The sequence below is a fragment of the Devosia equisanguinis genome (assembly GCF_900631955.1).
Taxonomy (GTDB): Bacteria; Pseudomonadota; Alphaproteobacteria; order Rhizobiales; family Devosiaceae; genus Devosia; species Devosia equisanguinis.
Genome location: NZ_UZWD01000020.1, coordinates 1 through 22,476 on the forward strand (window position 1 = coordinate 1; position 22,476 = coordinate 22,476).

A 22,476-nucleotide genomic window follows, 5' to 3' on the forward strand; every position below is an offset into this window, starting at 1 on the left:
ATCCACTGATGGACCCCCACCCTCATTCCCTCCCTCAAGGGGGAGGGAGGCGATGGAGCCCCCGATATCCGTTCACACAGAGAGAGGGGGCTCATCATCGCCTCTCGATTACTCAGCCTTTTCGATATCGTAGGCGAAGAACTGGGCGTTGAGGCCGTTGACCGGGTAGCCGGTGACATTGGCGGCCGAGACCACGATCTGCGGGAAGAGGTAGAGCCAGTTGCCGGCCGCGTCTTCGGCGATGATCTTGTTGGCTTCGGTGAGCTTTTCGGTCTGCTCGGCTTCGCTCGAAGCGGCTTCCGCGTCGGCGATCAGTTTGACCACGTCGGGATTGTTATAGCCCCAATAGAAGTCGGGATTGCCGTAGAAGACGATATCGCGGTGGTTGACGTGCTCCTGCAGCGTCGCCTCGAAATTCTTCTCCTGGTAGATCTTGGTATACCACTCATTGGCGGTGATGATGTTGATATTCACCGTGACGCCGATCTTGGCATATTCGGTCTGCAGGAACTGCGCGACGATCGGATGCGGATCGTAGTCGGGCGTATCGAGGGTGAATTCGAAGCCATCGGGATAGCCGGCTTCGGCGAGCAGGGCCTTGGCGCTCTCGACGTCATAGGCATCGACGCCGGTGAGATCGACATACCAGGGATCGGTCGGCGGCACGAAGGAGCCGATCAGGGTGCCATAGTCACCCCAGATGGAGTTCAGCAGGCGCGCCTTGTCGGTGGCGCGCGCCAGGGCCTTGCGAACCTTGACATTGTCGAAGGGGGCGACGCGGTCATTATAGGCCAGCAATTCCTTGGTGGTCGAGGCGCCTTCGGTCACCGTGTAGGCCGGATTATCGGCAAACTGGGTCAAGGAATCCGGGCTCTGCACCGAGGTGATGATATCGACCGCATTGGTCAGCAGCGCATTGTTGAGCGCGGTGGCGTCGGTGAAATAGGTGTAGACCACTTCGCCATTGCTGGCGGCGTCACCCCAATAACCATCGAAACGCGACAGGGCCAGCGCCGAACCGCGGCGCCATTCTTCCAGCGTATAGGGGCCGGTGCCGTCTTCGGTGGCGGTGATATCGGCCGCCGCGTCGTTGACGATCCACACATAGGAGAGGTTATAGGGCAGCGAGATCGAGCGGGTAGACAGCGTGATCACCACGGTCTGGTCGTCGGGGGTCTCGATGCCGGTAATGGTCGAGAGGCTCTTCTTGCGCGAGCTCTTGGAGGCTTCGGCAGTGACGCGCTCTATGGAATATTTCACATCGGCTGCGGTCAGCGGATCGCCGGAATGGAAGGTGACGCCGGGCTTGAGCTTGAACGTATAGGTCAGCCCGTCTTCGCTTGCTTCGTAGCTCTCCACCAGCTTGGGCTCGACGGAGCCGGCATCGGTCAGCTGGAACAGGGCTTCATAGACATTGCCGTTGAAGGCTTCGTTGATGCCCTGGCCGGCGCCGGCGGTGTTGTCGAGGTTCTGCGGCTCGTAGAGCGAGCCGATGCGGATGGTGGCGTCGGGATTGACGCTCTGCGCCAGGGCCAGCGAAGAAAGGCTGGCACCGGCCAGCAGGGCGGCCGCGAAGGTGAGATGCTTGATGGTCATGGGGTGATCTCTTGTGAATGAGGGCTGGCGTGACGATAGCCCCATGGCCGCAGAATCTCCACTGCGCCGCTGGGGTTTCCTTTGCGTCTCTTACCAAAGCGTGAGCATGATTGTTCGCGCTCGACATCATTGAAGAAAGATTTTCAATGTCAGTGGCTTAGCCGGCCCGCGACAGGGCGCGGCGGTTGACCGCCAGGGTGGTGAAGATCACGAGGAAAGCGAACAGCACCATGCCGCCGGCCAGCATATGCGCCTTCTCCCATTCCAGCCGCTCGACAAAGTCGTAGATGGCGATGGAGAGCACCTTGGTCTGGCCCGGAATATTGCCGCCGATCATCAGCACCACGCCGAACTCGCCCACCGTATGGGCAAAGGCCATGATGGCGCCGACCAGATAGCCGGGCATGGCCAGCGGCAGCACGATGCGAGCAAAGGTTTGCGGCGTCTTGGCGCCGAGGGAAGCGGCGGCCTCCAGCACTTCCTCGGGAATGGCGGCAAAGGCATTGCGCAGCGGCTGCACCATGAAGGGCAATGAGGCGATGACCGAGCCGATCACCAGACCGGTGAAGGAAAAGGCCAGGGTGCGTGCGCCCCAGAGCCCGGCCAGCGCGCCGCCCGGTCCGTTGGGACCGAGCGCCAGCAACAGGTAAAAGCCGAGCACGGTGGGCGGCAGCACCATTGGCAGGGTCACCAGCGCCCCCACCACCGCCTTGCCGCGCCCATCGCCGCGCGCCAGCCACCAGGCGATGGGGCTGCCGATAAGGACGAGCATGAAGGTCACCACTGCGGCTAGCGACAGGGTGAGCGCGATCGGCGACCATATGCCCGTCAGATCGATCATGGCACCGAATAGCCCGCCGCTTCGATCACGGCCACGGCTGCATCGGAGCGCAGATAGGCGATAAAGGCCAGCGCCGCCGGGTTTTCGGCCTCGGACTTCAGCAATACCGCGCCCTGGGCGATTGGCGTGTGCATCTCGGCCGGAACCAGCCACTGGTCGGGCTTGCCCAGCACCTGGCTGGCGGCGACGAAGCCGAGTTCGGCATTGCCGGTTTCGACGAATTGCAGCGTCTGGGAAATGTTCTCACCCTGCACGATTTTTGGCTGCAGCGTCTCATAGAGCCCCAGCGCGGTCAGCGTTTCGACAGCGGCCTTGCCATAGGGCGCGGCGCCCGGATCGGCAATGGCGATCTTGTTGAAGTCGGCCTTGAGCGCGGCCTCGCCATCGCTCATGTCGCGCCCCGGACCATAAAGCACCAGCCGGCCTTCGGCATAGACGAAGAAGCTGCCCTCGACGCCAAAGCCTTCATCGATGGCCTTTTGCGGCCGTGCCGTATCGGCGGCAAGGAAAACGCCGAAGGGCGCGGCCTGGGTGATCTGGGTATAGAGCTGGCCGGTGGCGCCGAAACTCAGTTCCACATCGTGCCCGGTCTCGGCCTCGAACCTGGCCGACAGTTCCTCGGCGACGGCGGTGAAATTGGCCGCGACGGCGACATGCACCGTTTCGGCCCAGCTGGGCACTGTGGTGGCCGCAAGCACGGCGAGGGAAAGAAGCAGACGCGACAAGGCAGCCTCCGATATGTTTTTACGTGCATATCGATGGCCAAATTCACGCCGTGGCGCAAGCGATATGTTCGAAAAAACCTATCGAACGAGCAGAGCGCGCAGCGCCGCGATGTCCTCGGCAATGGCTGCTTCGGTTTTCGCTTGCATGGCGCGATAATGCGCGAGCACTGCCTGTCCCAGCGGGGTCAGCACCGCCCCGCCTTGCGTTGCGCCACCCCGGCTCGACAGCACCAGCGGCGCGCCAAAACCGTCATTGAGCGCCTGCACGAGGCTCCAGGCGCGCTTATAGCTCATGCCCATGGCCTTGCCCGCCGCCGCGATCGACCCGGTGCGGGTGATGCCATCGAGAAGGTCGGCCCGCCCCGGCCCGATATAGGCCGTGTCCGACAGCACCACGCGCAAATGCCCGAGGCCGGTGTCCGGCACGATTTTTTCGGGCGATAGCGGGGCTTTGGGGTCCAAGGACAGCTTCCTCTGCGCTGGGCGCGCAAAATCTCTAGCCCGAACCGACAGAGGGGACAATCTATTGTGGTTCAGCGGCTCTGCGGCAGCGCCTCTGGGCCGATCGCATCGGCATTGGGCCGGCTGAGGATAAAGGTCGAGCAGCAGCTCATCACCACTGCCACCAAGGCCTGCAAGGCAAGGGACACATCGGTGGTCACGAGGAAGATTGCATAGCTCACCAGCATGGCGCCAACCGCCATGGCCTTGGCCCGCCGCGAAATGGCGCCCGACTGGCGCCAGGCGCGCAGCGGTGGGCCCAGGCGCTTGTGATTGAGCAGCCAGCGCTCGAGCCGTGGAAACGACCGGGAAAAGCAGGCGGCGGCGGCGAGCAGAAACGGCGTTGTCGGCAAGAGCGGCAGCACCGCTCCCAGCGCGCCCAGCCCCAGCATGACCATGCCGAGGGCGGTGAGCATATGGCGCTTGAGCGGGCTCAGTGGCCTACGCTTGGGCGGAGCGGTATTCATGCAGCAATCCAGTTCATGCCCGGCTGGCCATGCATGAAGCCATTGGCGAACACGGCGCCGGAATAAATCTCGCGCAATTTGGCGACGCCCTCGTCAGCGTCCATCAACCCGTCGCGCACCTGCGCATAGAGCGCTGCCACGGCGGCCATGTCGCAATCCTGCGGCGACAGGCGCAGATGGGTAATGCCGATTTCAGCAAGCCGCGGCAGCGCGCCCAGCAGCACCTGGCAATGGCGCGACATGGTCTGCACGCCATTGATGGTGAGGAAGGCCTGGCCATCAAGCGTGTCGACATCGAGCCCGTCCGGTTCCTCGCGGCATACGAACTGGCAATTGTCCTTGCTGTGTCCCTTGGCGCGGGCATGGGCGCAGCGCGCCGAGATCGCCAGGGGCAGGCGGCCAAAGGCGATGATCTCGTAGTCGATATCAGGCGCATCGGCGGTAATGGCGGCGATGGAGGCGGCCGGCAATTCCGGCCCGAGGCAGATGCGGGTCGCCCCCTTGCGGGCCAGAAGCCGCGCCGTCGCGCCATTATAGACATTGACGAAGGGGCCGACGAGATGCGGCCGCCCTGACAGGAGGCGCAGGCTCGACAGGTCATTGGCTTCGACCAGCGCACCGCTCTCGGCGCGCTTGCGCGTCGCCTTGATCTCACGCTCCTGCGTCACCAGCGCCAGGCTGGCGAGGGCGACGGATTTGCCAGCCATCTCCAGGCGTTCGACCACCTGAGGAAGGAAGGGCTGGGTGAAATGGTCACGCTTGGAACAGACCACTTCACCCAGCGTTACCGCATCGACATGCCCCGACTCCGCGATGCGGTAATAGAAATCACGCCACTTCTCGCCGTCCCAAAGATAGGGAACCGGCCCCAGCGTGATCTTGAGTTGTTTTGTGTCGCCCATGTTCAGCGCCACTTCTTTTCATAGGCACCCGAGGTGGTGCGTTGGCCCTCGCTCAACCGGCGCAATTGCGAGAGATGGGCAGCGCGCGCCTCCGGCACCCCCGATAATGCCTTGCGCAGGCTCGAGACGACTTCGGCGACATAGGCCTTGCCGCGCTGCCGCCCCTCGATCTTGAGCGCCGTCACCCCGGCCTTTTGCAGGGCATCGAGATGATCCATCACATCCAGGCTCACCGGGTCCTCGAAGGCATAGGCCTCGCTGTCGGCAATATGGAAGCGCCCCTTGCAGAGCGTGGGATAGCCCGCCGGTTCGTGCTCGGCGAACCGGTTGATGGTGAACTCGCCCAGCTCCGACACCATGTCGGTGCCGTCCTTGCGGTAATGCACATGGCTGGCCGGCGAACAGACACCCTGCATATTGGGTGACTGGCCAGTGATGTAGGAGGAGAGCGAGCAGCGCCCCTCGGCCATGACGCAGAGCCCGCCAAAGGCAAAGACCTCGAGCTCGCAATCGACCTGGCTGGCGATGGCGGCGATCTCGGCCACGGTCAGTACCCGCGGCAGCACCAGGCGCTTGGCGCCAAAGCTCTCGACCAGAAAATTGATGGCATCGGCATTGGAGGCCGAGGCCTGCACCGAGACATGCAGGCGCTGTTCGGGATAGCGCGTCGCCACATAATCCATCAGCGCCATGTCGGCGAGGATCAGTGCATCCGCTCCCGCCGCAACGGCGTCATCGGCGGCGCCGTACCACAGCGCCTCATTGCCGGCGCGCATGAACGTATTGAGCGCGACATAGGTCTCTACGCCACGCGATTTGCCGAAGGCTACCGCCTCTGCCATCTCGGCGCGGCTGAAATTGAGCCCGGGAAAATTGCGGGCATTGGTTTCGTTGCGGAAGCCGCAATAGACCGCGTCAGCGCCGGCCTCGACGGCTTCGCGATAGGCGGCTGGTGTTCCGGCGGGGCAGATCAGTTCCATGGCTCAACCCTGCCCCAAGGCGCGTTCACGCACGAACTCGGCCGCCCGCCGCACCGGACTGGCCAGGGGACCGGCGAGACCCGACAGATCGCGCGGCAGGTCGAACTGGCAGTCATCGAGCGCATTGCGCAGTGCCAGCATCGCCTCCATGTCTCCGGTGACACCCAGATCGCGCGAGAAAAACACCGCATCGCCGTCGATGCGTCCTTCGAGCAGCGCCAGGAGCGTCACCATCGAGCCGGTGACCCCCGCCGCCACCGCCGGCGCCTTGCCCAGCCGATAGACAGAAATGGAAAGGGCGGCAGGATGAACCACGAATGTCAAATCGAGATCGTTCGGGGTGAAGCCAAAGAGCTTGTCGGCATGCACACCGAGACGGTCGAACAGATCCGGATGCTCCTGCAACGCGCGGCGAAAGACCTGGCTCACTGCCAGCCGCACCAGAGGCAGCGGCATGTGGTTGATGGAGGCGGCGATCGGACCCGGCAAGGCCATGAACATGAACCCGGAGCTGTTTATTTGCCCCCAGGCTAGGACAGGCATTCGGGCCGCGCTTTGACACAGCGCAAGGATCGGCATTTTTCTTCGCGCTAGGCCTATGGGCCATGTGCGCCTCGCTCCTGCCCCGCCTCCGCCACCCCATAGCCGCCGATCTCCGGGCGTTTATCGCGCTTCTCGAGAGCCGGGACCTGCTGCGTCGCATCTCGAAACCCGTCTCGGTGCGTCACCAACTGACCGAAATCCATCGCCGGGTCCTCTGCGACGAGGGACCGGCGCTGCTCATCGAAAATCCGCTGCAGGCCGATGGCAGTCCCGCCGGCATGCCGATGCTGGTCAATCTCTTCGGCACGCTGGAACGCGTCGCTTTGGGCATGGGCCTCGACCCCGCCGATCTGCCGCAATTGGGCGAGGCCATGGCCGATATGCGCGCCCCGCGCCCGCCGCGCAGCCTCAGCGATGCCTGGGGACAGCGCGACCTGCTGAGCGCGGCGCTTGCCATCCGCACCAAGAGCGTCGCCCGCCCACCCTGCCAGGCGGTGGTGCACAGGGGCCGCGACATCGACCTCGGCGCCTTGCCGATCCAGTGGTGCTGGCCGGGCGAGCCAGCCCCGCTCATCACCTGGCCCCTGGTCATCACCCGCGCGCCCGACGATCCCGACGATATCAATGTCGGCATCTACCGCATGCAGGTCCTGGGCCCGGATCGCACCATCATACGCTGGCTGCCCGGTCGCGGCGGCGCCCGGCACCACCGTATGTGGCAGGCCCGGGGCGAGGACATGCCGGTGGCCGTAGCCATCGGCGCCGATCCCGCCACCATCCTCGCCGCCGTCATGCCGCTGCCCGACGGGCTCAGCGAACTCGCCTTTGCCGGGATCCTGCGCCGCAAGCCGGGCCAGGTGGCGCTGGCGGTCAGCGTCGACTTGCCCGTCCCCGCCAATGCCGAGATCGTCATCGAGGGCCGCGTCTCGGCCCATGAAACCGCCCCCGAAGGCCCTTATGGCGACCACACCGGCTACTACAACTCGGTCGAGAATTTCCCGGTCATGCAGGTCTCGGCCATCACGTCGCGCCGCGATCCCATCTATCTCTCCACCTATACCGGCCGCCCGCCCGACGAGCCCTCGCGGCTGGGAGAAGCGATGACGCCGCTCTTCGTGCCGCTGGCCAGGCGCCAGTTTCCCGAGATCGTCGATCTGTGGTTGCCGCCCGAGGCCTGCTCCTATCGCGCCATGGTGGTGTCCATCGACAAGCGTTATCCCGGCCAGGCCCGCCGCGTCATGATGGGCCTGTGGTCGATGCTGGCCCAGTTCAGCATGACCAAGCTGATCATCACCGTGGATCCCGATATCGACGTGCGCCACTGGACCGATGTGATCTGGGCGCTGTCCACCCGCTTTGACGCACCCCGCGACCTCGTCGTCGTGCCCGACACGCCTATCGACTATCTCGACTTCGCCTCGGCCCAGCCGGGCCTGGGCGGCAAGCTCGGCCTCGATGCCACCAACAAGATCGGCGCCGAAACCAGCCGGCAATGGGGCCGCAAGCTGGACATGGACGCCGCCACCATGGCCGGCGTCGATGCCATCTGGTCGGAACTGGGATTGGATCGATGAGCCCGGTTCAGCGGGTGGTCGTCGCCATTACCGGCGCCTCGGGCGCGGCACTGGGCCTCACCATTCTCGAACGGCTGGCGCCCTTCGCCGCCATCGAAACCCATGTGGTGGTTTCCAATTCCGGCATCCGCACGCTGCTGCACGAAGTGGGGCCCGATGGCTTCGACCGCGTCATCGCTGCCGCCGATCACATGCACGAGCCCGCCGATATCGGCGCCACCATCGCCAGCGGCTCCTTCCGCACCGCGGGCATGATCGTCGCCCCCTGCTCGATGCGCACCCTCGCCGCCATTGCCATGGGCCTCTCAGACAATCTCATTGTCCGCGCTGCCGATGTCCATCTCAAGGAGCGCCGTCGCCTCGTGCTCATGCCGCGGGAGACCCCGCTGCATCTGGGCCATCTGCGCAATATGGTAGCCACAACCGAAATGGGCGCCATCCTCCTGCCGCCGGTCCCCGCCTTCTACCAGCGCCCCAGAACCATAGCCGACATCACCCACCACCTGGCCGCCCGGGCCATCGACCTTCTGTCCCTCGATATCCCCGACCAGGCCACGCCCTGGGCCGGCCAGGACACCGGCGCGTCCACACTTGCCGACACCTAGCACAAATAAAAAGCGCAGCCCGGAGGCTGCGCCTTATTTGGTGCTGTCGAAGCTTGTTAACAGCCAGACCGCGATTTCTGAACTGCTAGGCAGTTTTCTCATTTTGCATTTTTGACGGCAGGAAGCAATCCAGCACCTCTAGGTATCTATCGACGGGATTATTACCGGTGCGGACAAATACCCCCGGACGATAGACTTTGCCTTTATATGTGGATGCAACATCGCCAGGCCCGGCCTCCTCGCCGGCGCTCCGCGAGATGCTTTTGGGGGAAAGCGTCATGAAAACTTCTTTTGCCTTCGATATCGGCACCAATTCCATTGGATGGTGCGTTCTGGCGCTCGACAACGCAAATTTGCCCTACCGCATCCTCGATGCCGGCGTCCGCATCTTTTCCGATGGCCGGGAGCCGAAATCGGGGACCTCGCTGGCAGAGGGGCGGCGTCTGGCCCGTGGCATGTCGCGCCGCCGCGATCGTTACAAGCGCCGGCGCAAGGCGGTCATCCGCACGCTGATCGAATATGGGCTGATGCCCGATGATCCGGCGGCCCGCCGCGCCCTCGTCGCTGAAACCAATGACAAGGCGCCCGGCAAAATCGCCAGCGATGTCTATGCCCTGCGCGCCCGCGCCCTCGACGACAAACTGCCGCTGCACCATATCGGTCGGGCGCTATTCCATCTCAACCAGCGCCGCGGCTTCAAATCCAACCGCAAGACCGACAAGCGCGACAATGACCAGGGCAAGATCGCCAGCGGCATTTCGCGGCTGCGCGACAAGCTGGCCACCGAGGGCATGCGCACGCTGGGTGAATATCTCAATCACCGCCACCAGGCCGGCAATTGGGTGCGCGTGCGCCCCTCCCGCGTTCCCGGCAAGGATGACAAGGAAGAAGACGGCTACGGCTTTTATCCCGAGCGCGCCTTGCTGCAGGACGAGTTCAACGCCATCTGGACCGCCCAGGCCGCGCACTATCCCGACGTCTTGACCGAGGAGCGCCGGACGCATCTGGAAACCATCATCTTCTTCCAAAGACCGCTGAAGCCGATGCAGGTGGGCAAATGTAGCTTTAATCCCGGGGAAGAGCGCCTGCCACGCGCCCATCCGCTGTTCCAGGAATTCCGCCTCTACAAGGAGGTCAACGAACTGGAACTGGTCGATCGCAACCAGGATCACCATAAGCTTAGTCTCGACCAGCGCGACGCACTCGTCGCCCAGCTCAGGACCCAGCGCGAAGCCGCCTATAGCGCCCTGCGCAAGACGGCGCGCGCCCCGCTGGGCACGCGCTTCAACAAGGAAACCGAGAGCCGCACCAAGATGAAGGGCGACGAGGTCGCCGCGGAACTTTCGGCCAAGACCCGCTTCGGCCAGGCCTGGATATCCATGCCGCTCGCAGAGCGCTGGGCCATTGTGGACACGCTGCGCCGCGTCGAAGACCCGCTGGAACTCACCGCCTGGCTCGAAAGCCATTATGGGCTTGGTGCCGAGCCTATCGACGCCATCCTGGCCGCCCGCCTGCCCGAAGGCTATGGCCGGCTGGGCGAAACGGCGCTGACCGAAATCCTGGTCGAGCTCAAGGCCGCTGTCATTTCCGAGGCCGAGGCCGCCAGACGCGCCGGCTATGACCATGCGTTGCTGCAGCGTGGCGCTGGCCTTGAGGAGCTGCCGAAATACCAGGAGGTCATCGCGCGGCGCATTCCTCCGGGCACCGGAAATCCAGATGACCCCTATGATGTGGAAAAGGGCCGGATCACCAATCCAACCGTTCATATCGGGCTCAACCAGCTGCAGAAAGTGCTCAATGCCCTCATCCGCCGCTATGGCAAGCCGGAGCAGATCGCCATCGAACTGGCGCGGGAGCTGAAACTCAACGACGAGCAGAAGCGCGAAAAGAACATCGAGATTGCCCGCAACACCCGGGCCGCCGAACAGCGCTCGGCCAAGCTGGTGGAGCTGGGCGTGCCCGATACCGGCTATAATCGCGTGCTGCTCAAACTCTGGGAAGAGCTCAATCTCAGGGCGCCGGAGAACCGCGTCTGCATCTATTGCGGCGAGCCGATCAATATCGAGACGCTGTTTTCCAGCGCGGTCGATATCGACCACATCCTGCCCTGGTCAAAAACGCTGGATGACAGCCAGGCCAATCGCCTCGTCTGCCACGTCGCCTGCAACCGGCAGAAGGCCAATTATGCGCCCGCTGAGGTGCCGCAATGGCAGGGGCGCTATGACGACATTCTCGCCCGCGCCAACACCTTGCCGCTTAACAAGCGCTGGCGCTTCGGCCGCGACGCGATGAAGAAATTCGCCGACGAGGAAACCTTCCTCGCCCGGCAATTGACCGATACGCAATATCTCTCCCGCCTTGCACATGCCTATATGGCGGCGCTCTATCCCGACGAGGAGCCTGATGCGCACGGCGTGCTAGCGCGCAAGAACCATGTGCGTGTCATCACCGGCCGAATGACCGAAATGCTGCGCCGGCAATGGGGGCTCAATTCGCTCCTCGCCGACCACAACCAGAAAAACCGAAACGACCATCGCCACCATGCCATCGACGCAGCGGTGGTTGGCGTCACCACCCGCGCCCTGCTGCAGCGCATCGCCACTGTGGCCGGTGGGCGCGAGGCCCAGGCGCTCGAAGAAACCATCGGCAAGATCGAGCCGCCCTGGCCCGGTTTCCGCGACGAGTTGCAGGCGGTGATCAAGCGCATCGTGGTCAGCCACAAACCCGATCACGGCACGCTGCCAAAGCCCGGACAAGGCGGGCAGACCGCCGGCCAGTTGCACAATGACACCGCCTATGGCCTGACGGGGGAGACCGACAGCCGCGGCACGCCCATCGTCGTGCGCCGCAAGCCGTTCACGAGCCTCACTGAAAAGGACCTTCCCAGCATCCGCGACCGCCAGCTCGCCCAGGCGCTCGGGAGCGCCATTGCCGGCCGCAGCGGCAAGGAGTTGCAGGCGGCGCTCGAACAGTTTCGCGACCGCGATGACTACAAGAGCATCCGCCATGTCCGCGTGGTCGAGCCGCTCAATGTCATCTCCATTCGCGACGGCACTGGCCGGGCCTATAAGGCCTATAAGGGCGACGCCAACTATCGCTACGATGTGTGGGAATTGCCGAACGGCAAATGCATGCATGAGGTTGTGTCCATGTTCGATGCGCATGACCGGAGCTGGACATCGGCCGTTCATATCCATCACCCCGCAGCTCGGCGGGTCCTCAGCCTCAAGCAGAACGACATGGTGGCCTATGACCACCCCCAGGACGGACCAACAATCGGCCGCGTGGTGAAATTCAGCCAGAGTGGCCAGATGACATTTGCGCCGCATAAGGAGGCCGGCGCCCTGAAGGCGCGTGATGCAGACCCCGAGGATCGCTTCCGATATTTCTACAAATCGGGCAGCGCGATGAAGGACATCGGGCTGCGCCAGGTGCGGGTCGACGAAATCGGTCGCGTCTTCGACCCCGGCCCGCGGGACAAGGAAGCCCGAAACGCACGCAAGAAAAAATCCGCCGATTAACGCTAAAAACATGCAGACCTTGGCGGATTTTACAGTCTTGCCCTAGGCTCTTCTGCATGGAGCGCGTGGTCGACATAGCAACGGACAATCTGCATCTTGCCGTGCAGCGCGGTTTCCTTACGGTTAGCGACCAGGGCGAGGAACGCGGCCGCATCGCGCTCGATGACATCGGGGCGCTCGTCGTGCATGCCCATGGCGTCACCTGGTCCACGACCGTGTTCACGCGGCTGGGCGATCGCGGCGTGCCGGTGGTGATCTGCGGCAGCAACCATGCCCCGCAATCAATCGTCTGGCCGCTGCACGGCCATCATCTGCAAGGCGCCCGCATGCGGGCCCAGCTCGCGGCGCCCCGCCCCCTGGGCAAGCAGATGTGGAAGGAGATCGTCCAGGCCAAAATCCGCATGCAGGGCGAAATCCTCCTGCGCAACGGTCACGAGGCCGGCGCCTTCGACCTCCTCGCCCGCTCGGTGCGTTCGGGCGATCCCGACAATGTCGAGGCCCAGGCGGCGCGGCGGTATTGGAAGCTGCTGTTCGGGCGGCACTTCACCCGCGACCAGGACGGTGGCGATATCAACGGCCTGCTCAACTACGGCTATACCGTGCTGCGCGCTATCCTCGCCCGCGCCATCTGCGCTTCGGGCCTGCATCCAACGCTCGGCATTTTCCACGCCAATCGCGCCAATGCCTTTGCCCTGGCCGACGACCTGATGGAGCCCTATCGCCCACTGGTCGATCAGATGGTGCGCGCCCTGGTGGACGAGGGGATGAGCGAGGTGAACCCCGAGACCAAACTGGTGCTGACGCGCATCACCACGCTGGACCTGCCCTCCCTCTTGGGCGTCTCGCCGCTTTCGGTGCAGGCGCAGCGCTTCGTCCACTCCGTGGCCCAGAGTTTCGAGACCGGCAAAGCCCGTCTCGAGCTGCCGCAACCGCCGCTTCTCGTTTCAGCCCCCGCGACTGCCGATGTCGACGCCTAAGAACCCCAGCAACAAGCGCGCCCAAAAGGCCAATTCCGGCGCCACCCATCTCAGCGGATATCAGCTCATGTGGATGCTCGTGACCTTCGACCTGCCGGTCGAGACCAAGCAGCAGCGCGCGGCAGCGACCAAATTCCGACTGGCCCTGTTGGATTTAGGCTTTGAGATGAGCCAGTTTTCCAACTATCTTCGTTTTTGCAAAGGCAAGGAGCAGTTCGAGGCCTATGTCCGGAAAATCGAAACCCATCTGCCCAGCATGGGCAATGTCTACATTTTTCCGTTCACCGACCGGCAATATGAAAACATTGTCCGATTCTCCGACCAGGGCCGCCGCACCCCGCAGAAAAACCCGGGCCAACTCGCCCTTTTCTAGCCCCGCCCCGCATTTTGCCTGCGCCGATCCCGCCGATTTTCTGTTTAAAAACAAGAAGATCGGACAGGATCGAGCTTAGCAGTTCAGAAATCGCGGTCCAGCGGCAACTGACGGCTTGCACCCTCGCCCTTGTTTTCTAGCTTAGCAGTTCAGAAATCGCGGTCCAGCGGCAACTCGGCTTGCCAACCCCTACCAACCACGATTAGCTTAGCAGTTCAGAAATCGCGGTCCAGCGGCAACAAATACGAGAACCAGGCCCGCCAGCGGCACAGCTTAGCAGTTCAGAAATCGCGGTCCAGCGGCAACCGATTTCTTTGTATCCTGTCATCAGATCGGAGCTTAGCAGTTCAGAAATCGCGGTCCAGCGGCAACAGCTGGAACGATGAAGTCGCCGGCAAGGTCGAGCTTAGCAGTTCAGAAATCGCGGTCCAGCGGCAACGCAGGCCGGTGATACCCCAGCCGAGCGGCACAGCTTAGCAGTTCAGAAATCGCGGTCCAGCGGCAACAGGCGACGTTCCTAGCGGTCGCTGCGGCCGAGCTTAGCAGTTCAGAAATCGCGGTCCAGCGGCAACCAAATGCGGCGGCACCGATCGTTTCGGGGTAGCTTAGCAGTTCAGAAATCGCGGTCCAGCGGCAACTATTCGGGCGCATGACGCCTGTTGAATTGGAGCTTAGCAGTTCAGAAATCGCGGTCCAGCGGCAACGGGTTTCTGCCCGGTGCGATTTGATGGGCAAGCTTAGCAGTTCAAAACCACGATCCAGCGGCAACCTCAATAAGCTCCGATCGATCAGCTTCGCACCCTATCAGTTCCCACCTCCCCCGACAGCTTTTCGCCCACCAGTTCGACCAGGGCGTCGAGCATGACATACATGGTCAGGCGTTCATTGGGCAGGAAGACCGGGGATTTCTTCTGCCGGTAGGCGTTGATGGCGATGTTGAGGTCGGCGGCCTTGGCGATAGGGGAGCCGCTGGGCGCCAGGGTGATGATCTGCGCCCCCGCCCCGCGCGCGATCTCCAGATTGGGCAGCATATGGGTGGTGATGCCGGAGAAGGAAAAGGCCAGCACGCTATCCTCCGGCCCCAGGGCCACGGCGGAAAACATCTGCAGCGACGGGTCGGAATAGGCGACGCTGGCGAGCCCCAGATAGGCGAAGCGATGCTGCGCCTCGCCGGCCAGAAAGCCGGAGCCACCATGGCCATAGACGTCGATGCGCCGCGATGTGGCCAGCCTTTCGGCCGCGCGCGCGATCACAGCGCTGTCCACGTCCATGATCAGGTCGTTGATCGCCGCCGTGGCCTTGTTGCAATTGGCGATGATGCGCGAGCGGATGGGGTCGTCGCCGCCGTCTTCGATGGGGCGTTCGGCTTTTTCCAGCAGCGCCACAGCCTGGGCGAACTTGATGCGGAAATCCGAATAGCCCTCGAAACCGAGCTTGCGGCAAAAGCGCATGATCGAGGGCTCGCTGACCCCGGAAAAGCGCGCAATATCGGCCATGGACCAGGCAATGGCGGCCTGCGGATTGGCCAGCACGGTTTCGGCCACCTTGCGCTCGGAGGGGGCCATGTCGTTGAGTGATGACCTGATCCGTGCCAGCATCGTCGTTCTCCCGCGCCCGTCCCTAGTTCAGGCCTAGCGCGGCCCCCTGCGAAAGAGAAGCCCAGCCGGAAAGAACCACGCTGTTCTCCACGTCATAGCCCGGGGTGGTGACGAGGATGCGATCGAGTTCGGCCAGTTCCGCCATGGGGTCCGCAACCGGCAGGTCGCGGTCCGGCCGCCAGCACAAAACCCGCCCACCCGAGGCGGCCACCAGTTGCAGGCCGGCGGCAATATCCCAGGGATGGCAGTTCTCGTCGTAATTGACCGCCGCCCGTCCCACCGCCACATAGGCCAGCTGCAAAGCTGCCGAACCCAGCCGCCGGACTGCGCGGAAATGGGTCACCAGCGTGCCAAAACGCTCCATTTCACCGGGCGACGGCCGCTTGCCCTCGCGCGGCAGATTGGTCAGCAATTCCGCATCCTGGTCGCGATGGGCGCGACTGGCCGGCCTGATCGCGGCGCCGTTGAGCCAGAGTTTTCCGCCATGGGTGGAGAACATCTCGTCGGCCATCGGATCGTAGATGATGCCGGCAATGGGCGTGTTGTCGGCGCGCACAGCGGCAATCGAGACGCAGAAGAAGGGCAGGCCCGAGGCGAAATTGCTGGTGCCGTCGATAGGGTCAACATACCAGATGATATCGCCGGTCCCGTCCCAGCCGCTCTCCTCGCCCAGAATGCGGGACTGGGGAAGCTGAGCATGGATGATATCGCGGATCAGCCGTTCGGACTGTCGGTCCAGCACCGTGACGATATCGGCATGGCCATGCTTTTCCTCCACCCCCAGCGCCTCTCCGGCGGCGGCGGCGAGAAAGGCCTCGCGGATCACCATGCCTGCCTGGCGGGCGGCATGCTCGGCCAGGCGGGCAATATCGGCCGCAGACGTCATGGTCATGCCGAAACTCCCGCAATAGAAGCCGCCAGCGGCCAGGGCACGGCGGTGCCGATATCCACGCGGATGGTCTCGCCGGCCCGGTAGAGGCGATGCGTATGGTAGAGATGATCGACCAGCGTGCAGGCGGCGCCGTCGATGGTGACGTGATATTCGACGAACCCGCCCTGATAGACGGCGCGCTCGACCACCGCGGCGATAGCGCCGGTTTCCGAAATCAGCATCTGTTCGGGGCGGATGACATAGTCGATCGCTTCACTCGGCTTGATCGCCAGCTCATGGCGCGGCAGGTCGACCGATGCACCGCCCAGTTTCGCCCTGACGCTGGTGTCCGACACGCTCTCGACCTTGACGCGCACAATATTAGCCTTGCCCATGAATTCGGCGACGAAGGCGGTGGCGGGCCTGGCATAAATGTCCTGTGGCGCCCCGTTCTGCTCGACCACGCCATCGCGCATCACCACGACACGGTCGGAAATGGCCATGGCCTCGCTCTGGTCATGGGTCACGTAGAGGCTGGTAATGCCGAGGCGCTGCTGCAACTGGCGTAGCTCGTCGCGCATGCGTTCGCGCAATTGCGCGTCGAGATTGGACAGCGGCTCGTCGAACAGCAGCACCCGCGGTTCGGCGACCACCGTGCGCGCCAGCGCCACGCGCTGCTGCTGGCCACCCGACAATTGCGAAGGCTGCCGGTCGGCCAGTTGCGACAAAGCCATCATCTTCAGAATATCCTCGACCCGGCGATTGATCTCGCTGGATGAGAGTTTGAGCACCTTGAGGCCGAAGGCGACGTTCTCGCGCACCGACATATGCGGAAACAGCGCATAGGACTGGAACACCATGCCGATATCGCGCTTGTTCACCGGGGTGGTGGTGATGTCGCGGTCGTCGATCGAGATGCTGCCCGAGCTGGGCGTTTCGAACCCGGCCAGCATGCGCAGCGTCGTGGTCTTGCCGCAGCCGGAGGGACCCAGCAGCGTCACCAGCGCGCCGTCTTCGATGACGAGGTCGAGATCGCGCACCGCATGGGCGTCGGGACGGCCATTGCGCCCCGGAAACAGCTTGTTGATGGCTTTGAATGTCACGCGGGACATGGCGCTACCTCTGGTGGTGGCTGCGGCCAAGCAGCACTTGCATGAGCCCCAGGACGGCCAGCACGATGGCGATGAGCATCACGCTATAGGCAGCGGCAAGGCCCATGCGCATGGTCTCGACCTGGTTGAGAATGGTGACGGTGATCAGCGTCCAATTGGCCGAAACCAGGAAGATGATGGCGCTGAGCGTGGTGAGCGAGCGGGTAAAGCCATAGGCCAGCGAGGCAAACAGTGCCGGCTTGAGCAAAGGCAGCGTCACTCGCGAGAAGATGCGAGTGTTCGATGCGCCGAGCACGGCGGCCGCCTCTTCGATTGCCGGGTCGATCTGGCGGATCTGGTTGGTGCCGGCCTCGATACCCACCTGCAGCGTCTTCACCACCATGGCGGCAACGATGACGAAGGCGGTGCCGGTCAGCAGCAGCGGCGGCGTGTTGAACACGCTGACATAGCCGATGCCGATAATGGTGCCCGGCGCGGCAAAGGCCAGGAGCGTGCCGAAGCGCAATATGAAACTGCCCGGATAAGCGCGGCGCGCCAGGATATAGGCGATGAGAATACCCATAATGGTGATGATGGGCGTCGCAATGGCGGCGAGCAGCAAGGAATTCCACAGCGGCTGCAGCCCCGTGGTGAAGGCGCGCGCATAATGTTCGGTGGTCAGCGTCCAGTCGATACCGGGGATTTTGGTGAAACTCACCCAGATGACCGTGCCATAGAGCAGCACGATGATCGCCACCAGCGCATAGCAGCACGCCGCCAGCGGCCAGACGATAGCCGGGTGCACGATGCGGATGGTCTGGTTGGCGGGCTTGCCCGTGACCGTCACATAGCTGCGCTTGGACACCCAATAGCGATGCACCATGAAGGCGACCAGAGAGGGCAGCAGCAGGAGGCTCGCCAGCATGGCGCCGGCTTCGAGATTGAAATAGCCGATCAGCTGGGAATAGGCTTCGACGGCGAGCGTGTTGTAATTGCCGCCGATGACAAGCGGATTGCCGAAATCCTCGATGGATTTGACAAAGACCAGCAGCATGGAGCTCAGCAGAGCCGGCATGGTGAGGGGCAGCGTCACGCGGCGGAACGTGGTCCATTGCGAGGCGCGCAAGGTGGCGGCGGCATCTTCGAGCGCGCTGTCCATGGCCTGCAGCATGCCGCGAATATTGAGATAGGCGATGGGGGTGAAGGCCAGCGCCTGGATGAATACCAGGCTCTGGAAGCCATAGATATTGCTGTTGCGGATGCCCAGCAATTCGCGCGTCACCAGGCCCGAACGCCCGAACAACAGGATGATGGCCAGGGCAATGACGAAGGGCGGCGAAATGACCGGCAGCAGCGCGATCAGATGCACGCCCTTCTTGCCCCACATATTGGTGCGAGTCAGCGAAAAGGCCAGGAGGAACCCGATCAGCGTGGCCAGCACCGCCGAGGCGACGCCCAGTTGAATGGTGTTAAGGAAGGCCCGCACCACCAGCGGCGAGGTCAGCCGGTCGACAATGGCGGCAAAGCCATTGCCTTCCCCACCCGACAGAGCCAGCCGCAAGACGCTGGCGATCGGCAGGATGGCGAAAATCAGCACCGAAAGGGTCAGGACGACGAACAGCCCGAACAGCCAGGGATCGGTGACGATTTTCTTCAGCCCCGCTGTCAACGGGGAACGCTTCGCGACGGATTGCATGCCGGCCTCGCAGCAGGAGAAAGAGGCGAGGGTCGCAAGGCCCCTCGCCCTCGCTAGGGTTACTGCGCGGCGGAGGCGTCGCGCACTTCGGCCTCATAGCGTTGCAGCAGGCGTCCGCGGTTTTCGCCGGCCCATTTGGCGTCGTAATCGATCAGCTTGACCTCGGAGGTCTTGATCTTGAGATCGGGGTTTTCAAAGCCGGGGATGACCGACTCGCGATGGGTCGCACCCAGCGCCGTCTGCCCGGCATCGGTCAGCACCCAGTCGAGGAAGGCCTTGGCCGCCTCGCGCTGCTCTTCCGGGCCATTGGCGATGACAGCCGCCGAATTCAGCTCATAGCCGGTGCCTTCTTCGGGGAACGACACGGCAATCGGATAGCCCTGCTCCAGCGCCACTTCCAGCCCATGGGTAAAGGACTGGGAAATGGCCACTTCGCCCGAGGCGACCATCTGGGTCAGCGCGCCGGCCGAGCGCGAATATTGCAGCACATTGGGATCGGTCGCCTTGAGGATTTCGAAGGCGCGGTCTTCGCCATAGATCTGCACCATGGTGGCGAGCACCACAGATGCCGTGCCGGACGAGGCCGGATGGGTCAGCACCACTGCATCCTTGAACACCGGGTCGGCGAAATCTTCCCAGCTGGTCGGCGGCTCAGCGCCGAGTTCGGCGAGATAGTCGGGATTGTAGAAGAAGGCGATCGCCGAGATCGCGATCGGGGTCCAGGCATTGTCGGCACTGCTATATTTGGGCGCGACGCGCTCGACCCCCTTGGCCGCATAAGGCTCGAGCAGCCCCTCGCTGCCGCCTTGGATGAACAGATCCGCCGTGCCGGCGAGCCAGAGACCGGCCTGCGGATTGGCGGCCTCGGCGCGAATGCGGGCCAGAACCTCGCCGGCGCCCATGCGCACGAAACTCGAGCTGATGCCGCTATCGGCCTCGAAGGCCTTGAGCACCGAAGCGCAATCGTCTTCGGACATCGGACAATAGACCGTCAGGCTCTGCGCGCTGACGCCCGAGGACAGAGCCAGCACCGCGCCGGCAGCCAGAATGAGTGAGTGAACCCTTGCCATACCTTATCTCCCGTAAGGCTCCCTTGGAGCACGTTAAGCTATGTGGCAAAACTACGATACGTCAAGTTAATCGTAATAAAACTACATACTCTGCGATGTGACCGATTGCCTTGGGGCAAATGCCACGTGGCAATTGCCCTTTGCGTTCTCCTTCTGTTTATGTCGCCTCTATCGAGACCACCGATTCCGCGAGGACCTCATGAAAGCCCCCAAGCCCGATATCGCGGTTCTGATTGCCCAGGACATCGGCGCCCGCCCGCAGCAGGCCGTCGCCGCCATTGCGCTGCTCGACGAGGGCGCCACCGTGCCGTTCATCGCGCGCTACCGCAAGGAAGTCACCGGCGGTCTCGACGATACGCAATTGCGCCTCCTGGCCGAGCGGCTGGGCTATCTGCGCGAGCTCGAGAGCCGGCGCGAGGCGATTCTCAAATCCATCGGCGAACAGGGCAAACTGACCCCCGAGCTCGAGGCTGGCATCGCCGTCGCGCCCACCAAGGCCGAGCTCGAAGACATCTACCTGCCCTATAAGCCCAAGCGCCGCACCAAGGCCGAAATCGCCCGCGAGCGCGGCCTGGGCCCCTTGGCCGAAGCCATTCTCGCCGATCGCGCCGCCGTGCCGGCAGATCTCGCCGCCGCCTATCTCACCGAAGAGGTCGCCGATGTGAAGGCGGCGCTTGAAGGCGCGCGCGACATCATCGCCGAGCGCATCTCGGAAAATGCCGAACTGGTGGGCCGGCTGCGCGCCTATATGAAGGAACGCGCCGTGCTGCGCTCCCGCGTCGTCGAGGGCAAGCAGGAGGCCGGCGCCAAGTTCTCCGACTATTTCGACCATTTCGAGAAATGGGCCACCACCCCCAGCCACCGCGCCCTCGCCATGCTGCGCGGCCGCAATGAAGAGATTTTGAGCCTCGAACTCGAGGTGGACGCCGACGACACCTCCGCCATCAAGCCGGCCGTGCGCATGGTGGCCTCGGCCTATGATGTCGGCGGCAAGCTACCGGGCGATCTCTGGCTGCTCGATGTCGCCGGCTGGACCTGGCGCATCAAGCTGTCGCTGCATCTCTCGCTCGATCTGATGCGCGACCTGCGCGAGCGCGCCGACGAGGAGGCCATTGCCGTTTTCGCGCGCAATCTCAAGGACCTGCTGCTCGCCGCGCCCGCCGGCACCCGCGCCACTATGGGGCTCGATCCCGGGATCCGCACCGGCGTCAAGGTCGCCGTGGTCGACGGCACCGGCAAGCTCGTGGCCACTACCACGGTCTATCCCTTCCCGCCGCGCAATGACGTCAGCGGCAGCCAGGCGGAGCTGGCCAAGCTCATCCGTGCCCATGGCGTCGAGCTGATCGCCATCGGCAATGGCACCGGCTCGCGCGAAACCGAAAAGCTGGTGGCCGACATGCTCGGCCATATGCCCCCGCCCAAGCCGCTCAAGGTCATCGTCTCGGAAGCCGGCGCCTCGGTCTATTCGGCCTCCGAAGCCGCAGCCGCCGAGTTCCCCGGGCTCGACGTGTCGCTGCGCGGCGCGGTTTCCATCGCCCGGCGCCTGCAGGACCCGCTGGCCGAACTGGTCAAGATCGAGCCCAAGAGCATCGGGGTCGGCCAATATCAGCACGATGTCGACCAGTACCGGCTGGCCAAGGCACTCGATGCCGTGGTCGAAGATGCGGTGAACGCGGTGGGTGTCGATCTCAACACCGCCTCCGCCCCGCTCCTCGCCCGCGTCTCCGGCCTCGGCGCCTCTCTGGCCGAAGCCATCGTGGCCCATCGCGATGCCAATGGCCCGTTCCAGAGCCGCAAGCAACTGCTTGACGTGGCGCGGCTGGGCCAGCGCACCTTCGAGCAGAGCGCCGGCTTCCTGCGCATTCGCGACGGGTCCGAACCGCTCGATGCCTCCTCGGTGCACCCGGAAGCCTATGGGGTGGCGCGCAAGATCGTGTCGGCCTGTGGGCGCGACGTGCGGACGCTGATGGCCGATAGCTCGGCGCTCAAGGCGCTGGATCCGCGCGTCTTCGTCGATGAGCGCTTCGGCCTGCCCACCGTGCGCGACATCATCAGCGAACTGGAAAAGCCCGGCCGCGATCCGCGCCCCGCCTTCAAGACCGCGACCTTTGCCGAGGGCATCGAGGACATCAAGGACCTGCGCCCCGGCATGCAGCTCGAAGGCACGGTGACCAATGTCGCCGCCTTCGGCGCCTTCGTGGATATCGGCGTGCATCAGGACGGGCTGGTGCACGTCTCCCAACTCGCCGACAAATTCGTCAAGGACCCGCACGAGGTGGTCAAGGCCGGCGATGTGGTCAAGGTCACCGTGGTCGAGGTCGATGTGCCGCGCAAGCGCATCGGGCTGACCATGCGTCGGGATGGCATGAGCAGCGCCCGCGCCGAAGCCGGCGCCAATCGCCGCCCCGTCGACAAGCCGGTGCGCATGCCGAAGTCCAAGGAAGAACCGCGCTCGAGCCAGGGCTCTTTCGGCGCGGCGCTGAGCGAGGCGTTCAAGCGCAAATAGCGGCAAGCCGCCACAGGCGTCACCGGCCCATCAGCCGGT

20 protein-coding genes and 1 CRISPR repeat array are annotated in these 22,476 nt (G+C 63.8%); of the genes, 6 read left to right on the forward strand and 14 right to left on the reverse strand.

All coding sequences use genetic code 11. From position 1 onward, the window contains the following. Window positions 1–108 precede the first annotated feature (108 nt). The 8 genes from DEVEQU_RS06360 to ubiT form a co-directional block, all read right to left on the reverse strand. Entirely contained in the window at window positions 109–1,596 is a 1,488-nt protein-coding gene (locus DEVEQU_RS06360; RefSeq protein ID WP_126149749.1) for an ABC transporter substrate-binding protein, read from the reverse strand. Between the two features lie 157 nt (window positions 1,597–1,753). Next, a complete protein-coding gene (gene modB / locus DEVEQU_RS06365; RefSeq protein WP_126149750.1) occupies window positions 1,754–2,437 on the reverse strand; it encodes a molybdate ABC transporter permease subunit in 684 nt (227 codons plus the stop codon). After that, entirely contained in the window at window positions 2,434–3,162 is a 729-nt protein-coding gene (modA, locus tag DEVEQU_RS06370) for a molybdate ABC transporter substrate-binding protein (protein WP_126149751.1), read from the reverse strand. Before modA ends, modB begins: the two co-directional genes overlap by 4 nt. Before the next feature lie 78 nt (window positions 3,163–3,240). Beyond that, on the reverse strand, window positions 3,241–3,624 hold the full coding sequence (locus DEVEQU_RS06375; protein ID WP_126149752.1) for a winged helix-turn-helix domain-containing protein: 384 nt from the start codon (window positions 3,622–3,624) through the stop codon (window positions 3,241–3,243). Between the two features lie 71 nt (window positions 3,625–3,695). Continuing rightward, window positions 3,696–4,130, reverse strand: a complete 435-nt coding sequence (locus DEVEQU_RS06380; protein ID WP_126149753.1) for a YbaN family protein — start codon at window positions 4,128–4,130, stop codon at window positions 3,696–3,698. Next, entirely contained in the window at window positions 4,127–5,032 is a 906-nt protein-coding gene (gene ubiV / locus DEVEQU_RS06385; RefSeq protein ID WP_126149754.1) for a ubiquinone anaerobic biosynthesis protein UbiV, read from the reverse strand. The genes DEVEQU_RS06380 and ubiV overlap by 4 nt, the downstream gene beginning before the upstream one ends. Before the next feature lie 2 nt (window positions 5,033–5,034). Beyond that, the gene (gene ubiU, locus DEVEQU_RS06390) at window positions 5,035–6,012 is read right to left on the reverse strand and encodes a ubiquinone anaerobic biosynthesis protein UbiU (protein ID WP_126149755.1); all 978 of its coding nucleotides are present in this window, start codon (window positions 6,010–6,012) and stop codon (window positions 5,035–5,037) included. A gap of 3 nt (window positions 6,013–6,015) precedes the next feature. Further along, window positions 6,016–6,507 carry a ubiquinone anaerobic biosynthesis accessory factor UbiT gene (ubiT, locus tag DEVEQU_RS06395; protein WP_126149756.1) on the reverse strand — a complete coding sequence of 164 codons (492 nt, stop codon included), beginning with the start codon at window positions 6,505–6,507 and terminating at the stop codon, window positions 6,016–6,018. Window positions 6,508–6,617: 110 nt separating this feature from the next. Here ubiT and DEVEQU_RS06400 point away from each other — a divergent pair, with 110 nt between their 5' ends. Together DEVEQU_RS06400 and DEVEQU_RS06405 are read left to right on the forward strand one after the other, a co-directional pair. Beyond that, on the forward strand, window positions 6,618–8,129 hold the full coding sequence (locus DEVEQU_RS06400; RefSeq protein ID WP_126149757.1) for a UbiD family decarboxylase: 1,512 nt from the start codon (window positions 6,618–6,620) through the stop codon (window positions 8,127–8,129). Beyond that, window positions 8,126–8,734: a UbiX family flavin prenyltransferase gene (locus tag DEVEQU_RS06405; RefSeq protein WP_126149758.1), complete on the forward strand. Its 609-nt coding sequence runs from the start codon at window positions 8,126–8,128 to the stop codon at window positions 8,732–8,734. The genes DEVEQU_RS06400 and DEVEQU_RS06405 overlap by 4 nt, the downstream gene beginning before the upstream one ends. A gap of 85 nt (window positions 8,735–8,819) precedes the next feature. On the opposite strand, the gene DEVEQU_RS06410 is transcribed toward DEVEQU_RS06405, so the two are convergent. After that, window positions 8,820–9,014: a hypothetical protein gene (locus DEVEQU_RS06410; RefSeq protein WP_126149759.1), complete on the reverse strand. Its 195-nt coding sequence runs from the start codon at window positions 9,012–9,014 to the stop codon at window positions 8,820–8,822. Here DEVEQU_RS06410 and cas9 point away from each other — a divergent pair. The 3 genes from cas9 to cas2 all read left to right on the forward strand — a co-directional run bounded on the left by cas9 (window position 9,013) and on the right by cas2 (window position 13,605). Continuing rightward, complete coding sequence (gene cas9, locus DEVEQU_RS06415) at window positions 9,013–12,255, forward strand: type II CRISPR RNA-guided endonuclease Cas9 (RefSeq protein ID WP_126149760.1); 3,243 nt, start codon at window positions 9,013–9,015, stop codon at window positions 12,253–12,255. The two genes, DEVEQU_RS06410 and cas9, sit on opposite strands and share 2 nt — an antisense overlap. A 56-nt stretch (window positions 12,256–12,311) precedes the next feature. Further along, window positions 12,312–13,232 carry a type II CRISPR-associated endonuclease Cas1 gene (cas1, locus tag DEVEQU_RS06420; RefSeq protein WP_126149761.1) on the forward strand — a complete coding sequence of 307 codons (921 nt, stop codon included), beginning with the start codon at window positions 12,312–12,314 and terminating at the stop codon, window positions 13,230–13,232. Window positions 13,233–13,305: 73 nt separating this feature from the next. Then, window positions 13,306–13,605 (forward strand): CRISPR-associated endonuclease Cas2, encoded by a 300-nt coding sequence (cas2, locus tag DEVEQU_RS06425; RefSeq protein WP_230405476.1) that lies wholly within the window; start codon window positions 13,306–13,308, stop codon window positions 13,603–13,605. Between the two features lie 72 nt (window positions 13,606–13,677). After that, window positions 13,678–14,309: direct repeats of the CRISPR family, unit length 36 nt; unit sequence AGCTTAGCAGTTCAGAAATCGCGGTCCAGCGGCAAC. Window positions 14,310–14,393: 84 nt separating this feature from the next. On the opposite strand, the gene DEVEQU_RS06430 is transcribed toward cas2, so the two are convergent. The 5 genes from DEVEQU_RS06430 to DEVEQU_RS06450 are packed head-to-tail and all read right to left on the reverse strand — an operon-like array spanning window position 14,394 to window position 19,931. Continuing rightward, complete coding sequence (locus DEVEQU_RS06430) at window positions 14,394–15,203, reverse strand: MurR/RpiR family transcriptional regulator (RefSeq protein WP_126149762.1); 810 nt, start codon at window positions 15,201–15,203, stop codon at window positions 14,394–14,396. Between the two features lie 22 nt (window positions 15,204–15,225). Further along, on the reverse strand, window positions 15,226–16,095 hold the full coding sequence (locus tag DEVEQU_RS06435; RefSeq protein WP_126149763.1) for an inositol monophosphatase family protein: 870 nt from the start codon (window positions 16,093–16,095) through the stop codon (window positions 15,226–15,228). Next, entirely contained in the window at window positions 16,092–17,186 is a 1,095-nt protein-coding gene (locus DEVEQU_RS06440; protein WP_126149764.1) for an ABC transporter ATP-binding protein, read from the reverse strand. Before DEVEQU_RS06440 ends, DEVEQU_RS06435 begins: the two co-directional genes overlap by 4 nt. Window positions 17,187–17,190: 4 nt before the next feature. Continuing rightward, window positions 17,191–18,861 carry an ABC transporter permease gene (locus DEVEQU_RS06445; RefSeq protein ID WP_126149765.1) on the reverse strand — a complete coding sequence of 557 codons (1,671 nt, stop codon included), beginning with the start codon at window positions 18,859–18,861 and terminating at the stop codon, window positions 17,191–17,193. A 59-nt stretch (window positions 18,862–18,920) separates the two neighbouring features. Continuing rightward, entirely contained in the window at window positions 18,921–19,931 is a 1,011-nt protein-coding gene (locus tag DEVEQU_RS06450; protein WP_126149766.1) for an ABC transporter substrate-binding protein, read from the reverse strand. 199 nt (window positions 19,932–20,130) lie between these two features. Here DEVEQU_RS06450 and DEVEQU_RS06455 point away from each other — a divergent pair, with 199 nt between their 5' ends. Continuing rightward, a complete protein-coding gene (locus DEVEQU_RS06455) occupies window positions 20,131–22,437 on the forward strand; it encodes a Tex family protein (protein ID WP_126149767.1) in 2,307 nt (768 codons plus the stop codon). The last annotated feature ends 39 nt before the right edge of the window (window positions 22,438–22,476 follow it).

What these genes read in the sequence shown, in the direction of transcription:
- DEVEQU_RS06450 (WP_126149766.1), bottom strand. Translation starts at nt 19,931, where the DNA reads ATGGCAAGGGTTCACTCACTCATTCTGGCTGCCGGCGCGGTGCTGGCT.
- DEVEQU_RS06430 (WP_126149762.1), bottom strand. Translation starts at nt 15,203, where the DNA reads ATGCTGGCACGGATCAGGTCATCACTCAACGACATGGCCCCCTCCGAG.
- DEVEQU_RS06455 (WP_126149767.1), top strand. Translation starts at nt 20,131, where the DNA reads ATGAAAGCCCCCAAGCCCGATATCGCGGTTCTGATTGCCCAGGACATC.
- DEVEQU_RS06445 (WP_126149765.1), bottom strand. Translation starts at nt 18,861, where the DNA reads ATGCAATCCGTCGCGAAGCGTTCCCCGTTGACAGCGGGGCTGAAGAAA.
- cas2 (WP_230405476.1), top strand. Translation starts at nt 13,306, where the DNA reads ATGCTCGTGACCTTCGACCTGCCGGTCGAGACCAAGCAGCAGCGCGCG.
- DEVEQU_RS06380 (WP_126149753.1), bottom strand. Translation starts at nt 4,130, where the DNA reads ATGAATACCGCTCCGCCCAAGCGTAGGCCACTGAGCCCGCTCAAGCGC.
- modB (WP_126149750.1), bottom strand. Translation starts at nt 2,437, where the DNA reads ATGATCGATCTGACGGGCATATGGTCGCCGATCGCGCTCACCCTGTCG.
- DEVEQU_RS06410 (WP_126149759.1), bottom strand. Translation starts at nt 9,014, where the DNA reads ATGACGCTTTCCCCCAAAAGCATCTCGCGGAGCGCCGGCGAGGAGGCC.
- DEVEQU_RS06440 (WP_126149764.1), bottom strand. Translation starts at nt 17,186, where the DNA reads ATGTCCCGCGTGACATTCAAAGCCATCAACAAGCTGTTTCCGGGGCGC.
- ubiT (WP_126149756.1), bottom strand. Translation starts at nt 6,507, where the DNA reads ATGGCCTTGCCGGGTCCGATCGCCGCCTCCATCAACCACATGCCGCTG.
- DEVEQU_RS06400 (WP_126149757.1), top strand. Translation starts at nt 6,618, where the DNA reads ATGTGCGCCTCGCTCCTGCCCCGCCTCCGCCACCCCATAGCCGCCGAT.
- ubiV (WP_126149754.1), bottom strand. Translation starts at nt 5,032, where the DNA reads ATGGGCGACACAAAACAACTCAAGATCACGCTGGGGCCGGTTCCCTAT.
- DEVEQU_RS06360 (WP_126149749.1), bottom strand. Translation starts at nt 1,596, where the DNA reads ATGACCATCAAGCATCTCACCTTCGCGGCCGCCCTGCTGGCCGGTGCC.
- ubiU (WP_126149755.1), bottom strand. Translation starts at nt 6,012, where the DNA reads ATGGAACTGATCTGCCCCGCCGGAACACCAGCCGCCTATCGCGAAGCC.
- cas1 (WP_126149761.1), top strand. Translation starts at nt 12,312, where the DNA reads ATGGAGCGCGTGGTCGACATAGCAACGGACAATCTGCATCTTGCCGTG.
- cas9 (WP_126149760.1), top strand. Translation starts at nt 9,013, where the DNA reads ATGAAAACTTCTTTTGCCTTCGATATCGGCACCAATTCCATTGGATGG.
- DEVEQU_RS06405 (WP_126149758.1), top strand. Translation starts at nt 8,126, where the DNA reads ATGAGCCCGGTTCAGCGGGTGGTCGTCGCCATTACCGGCGCCTCGGGC.
- DEVEQU_RS06435 (WP_126149763.1), bottom strand. Translation starts at nt 16,095, where the DNA reads ATGACCATGACGTCTGCGGCCGATATTGCCCGCCTGGCCGAGCATGCC.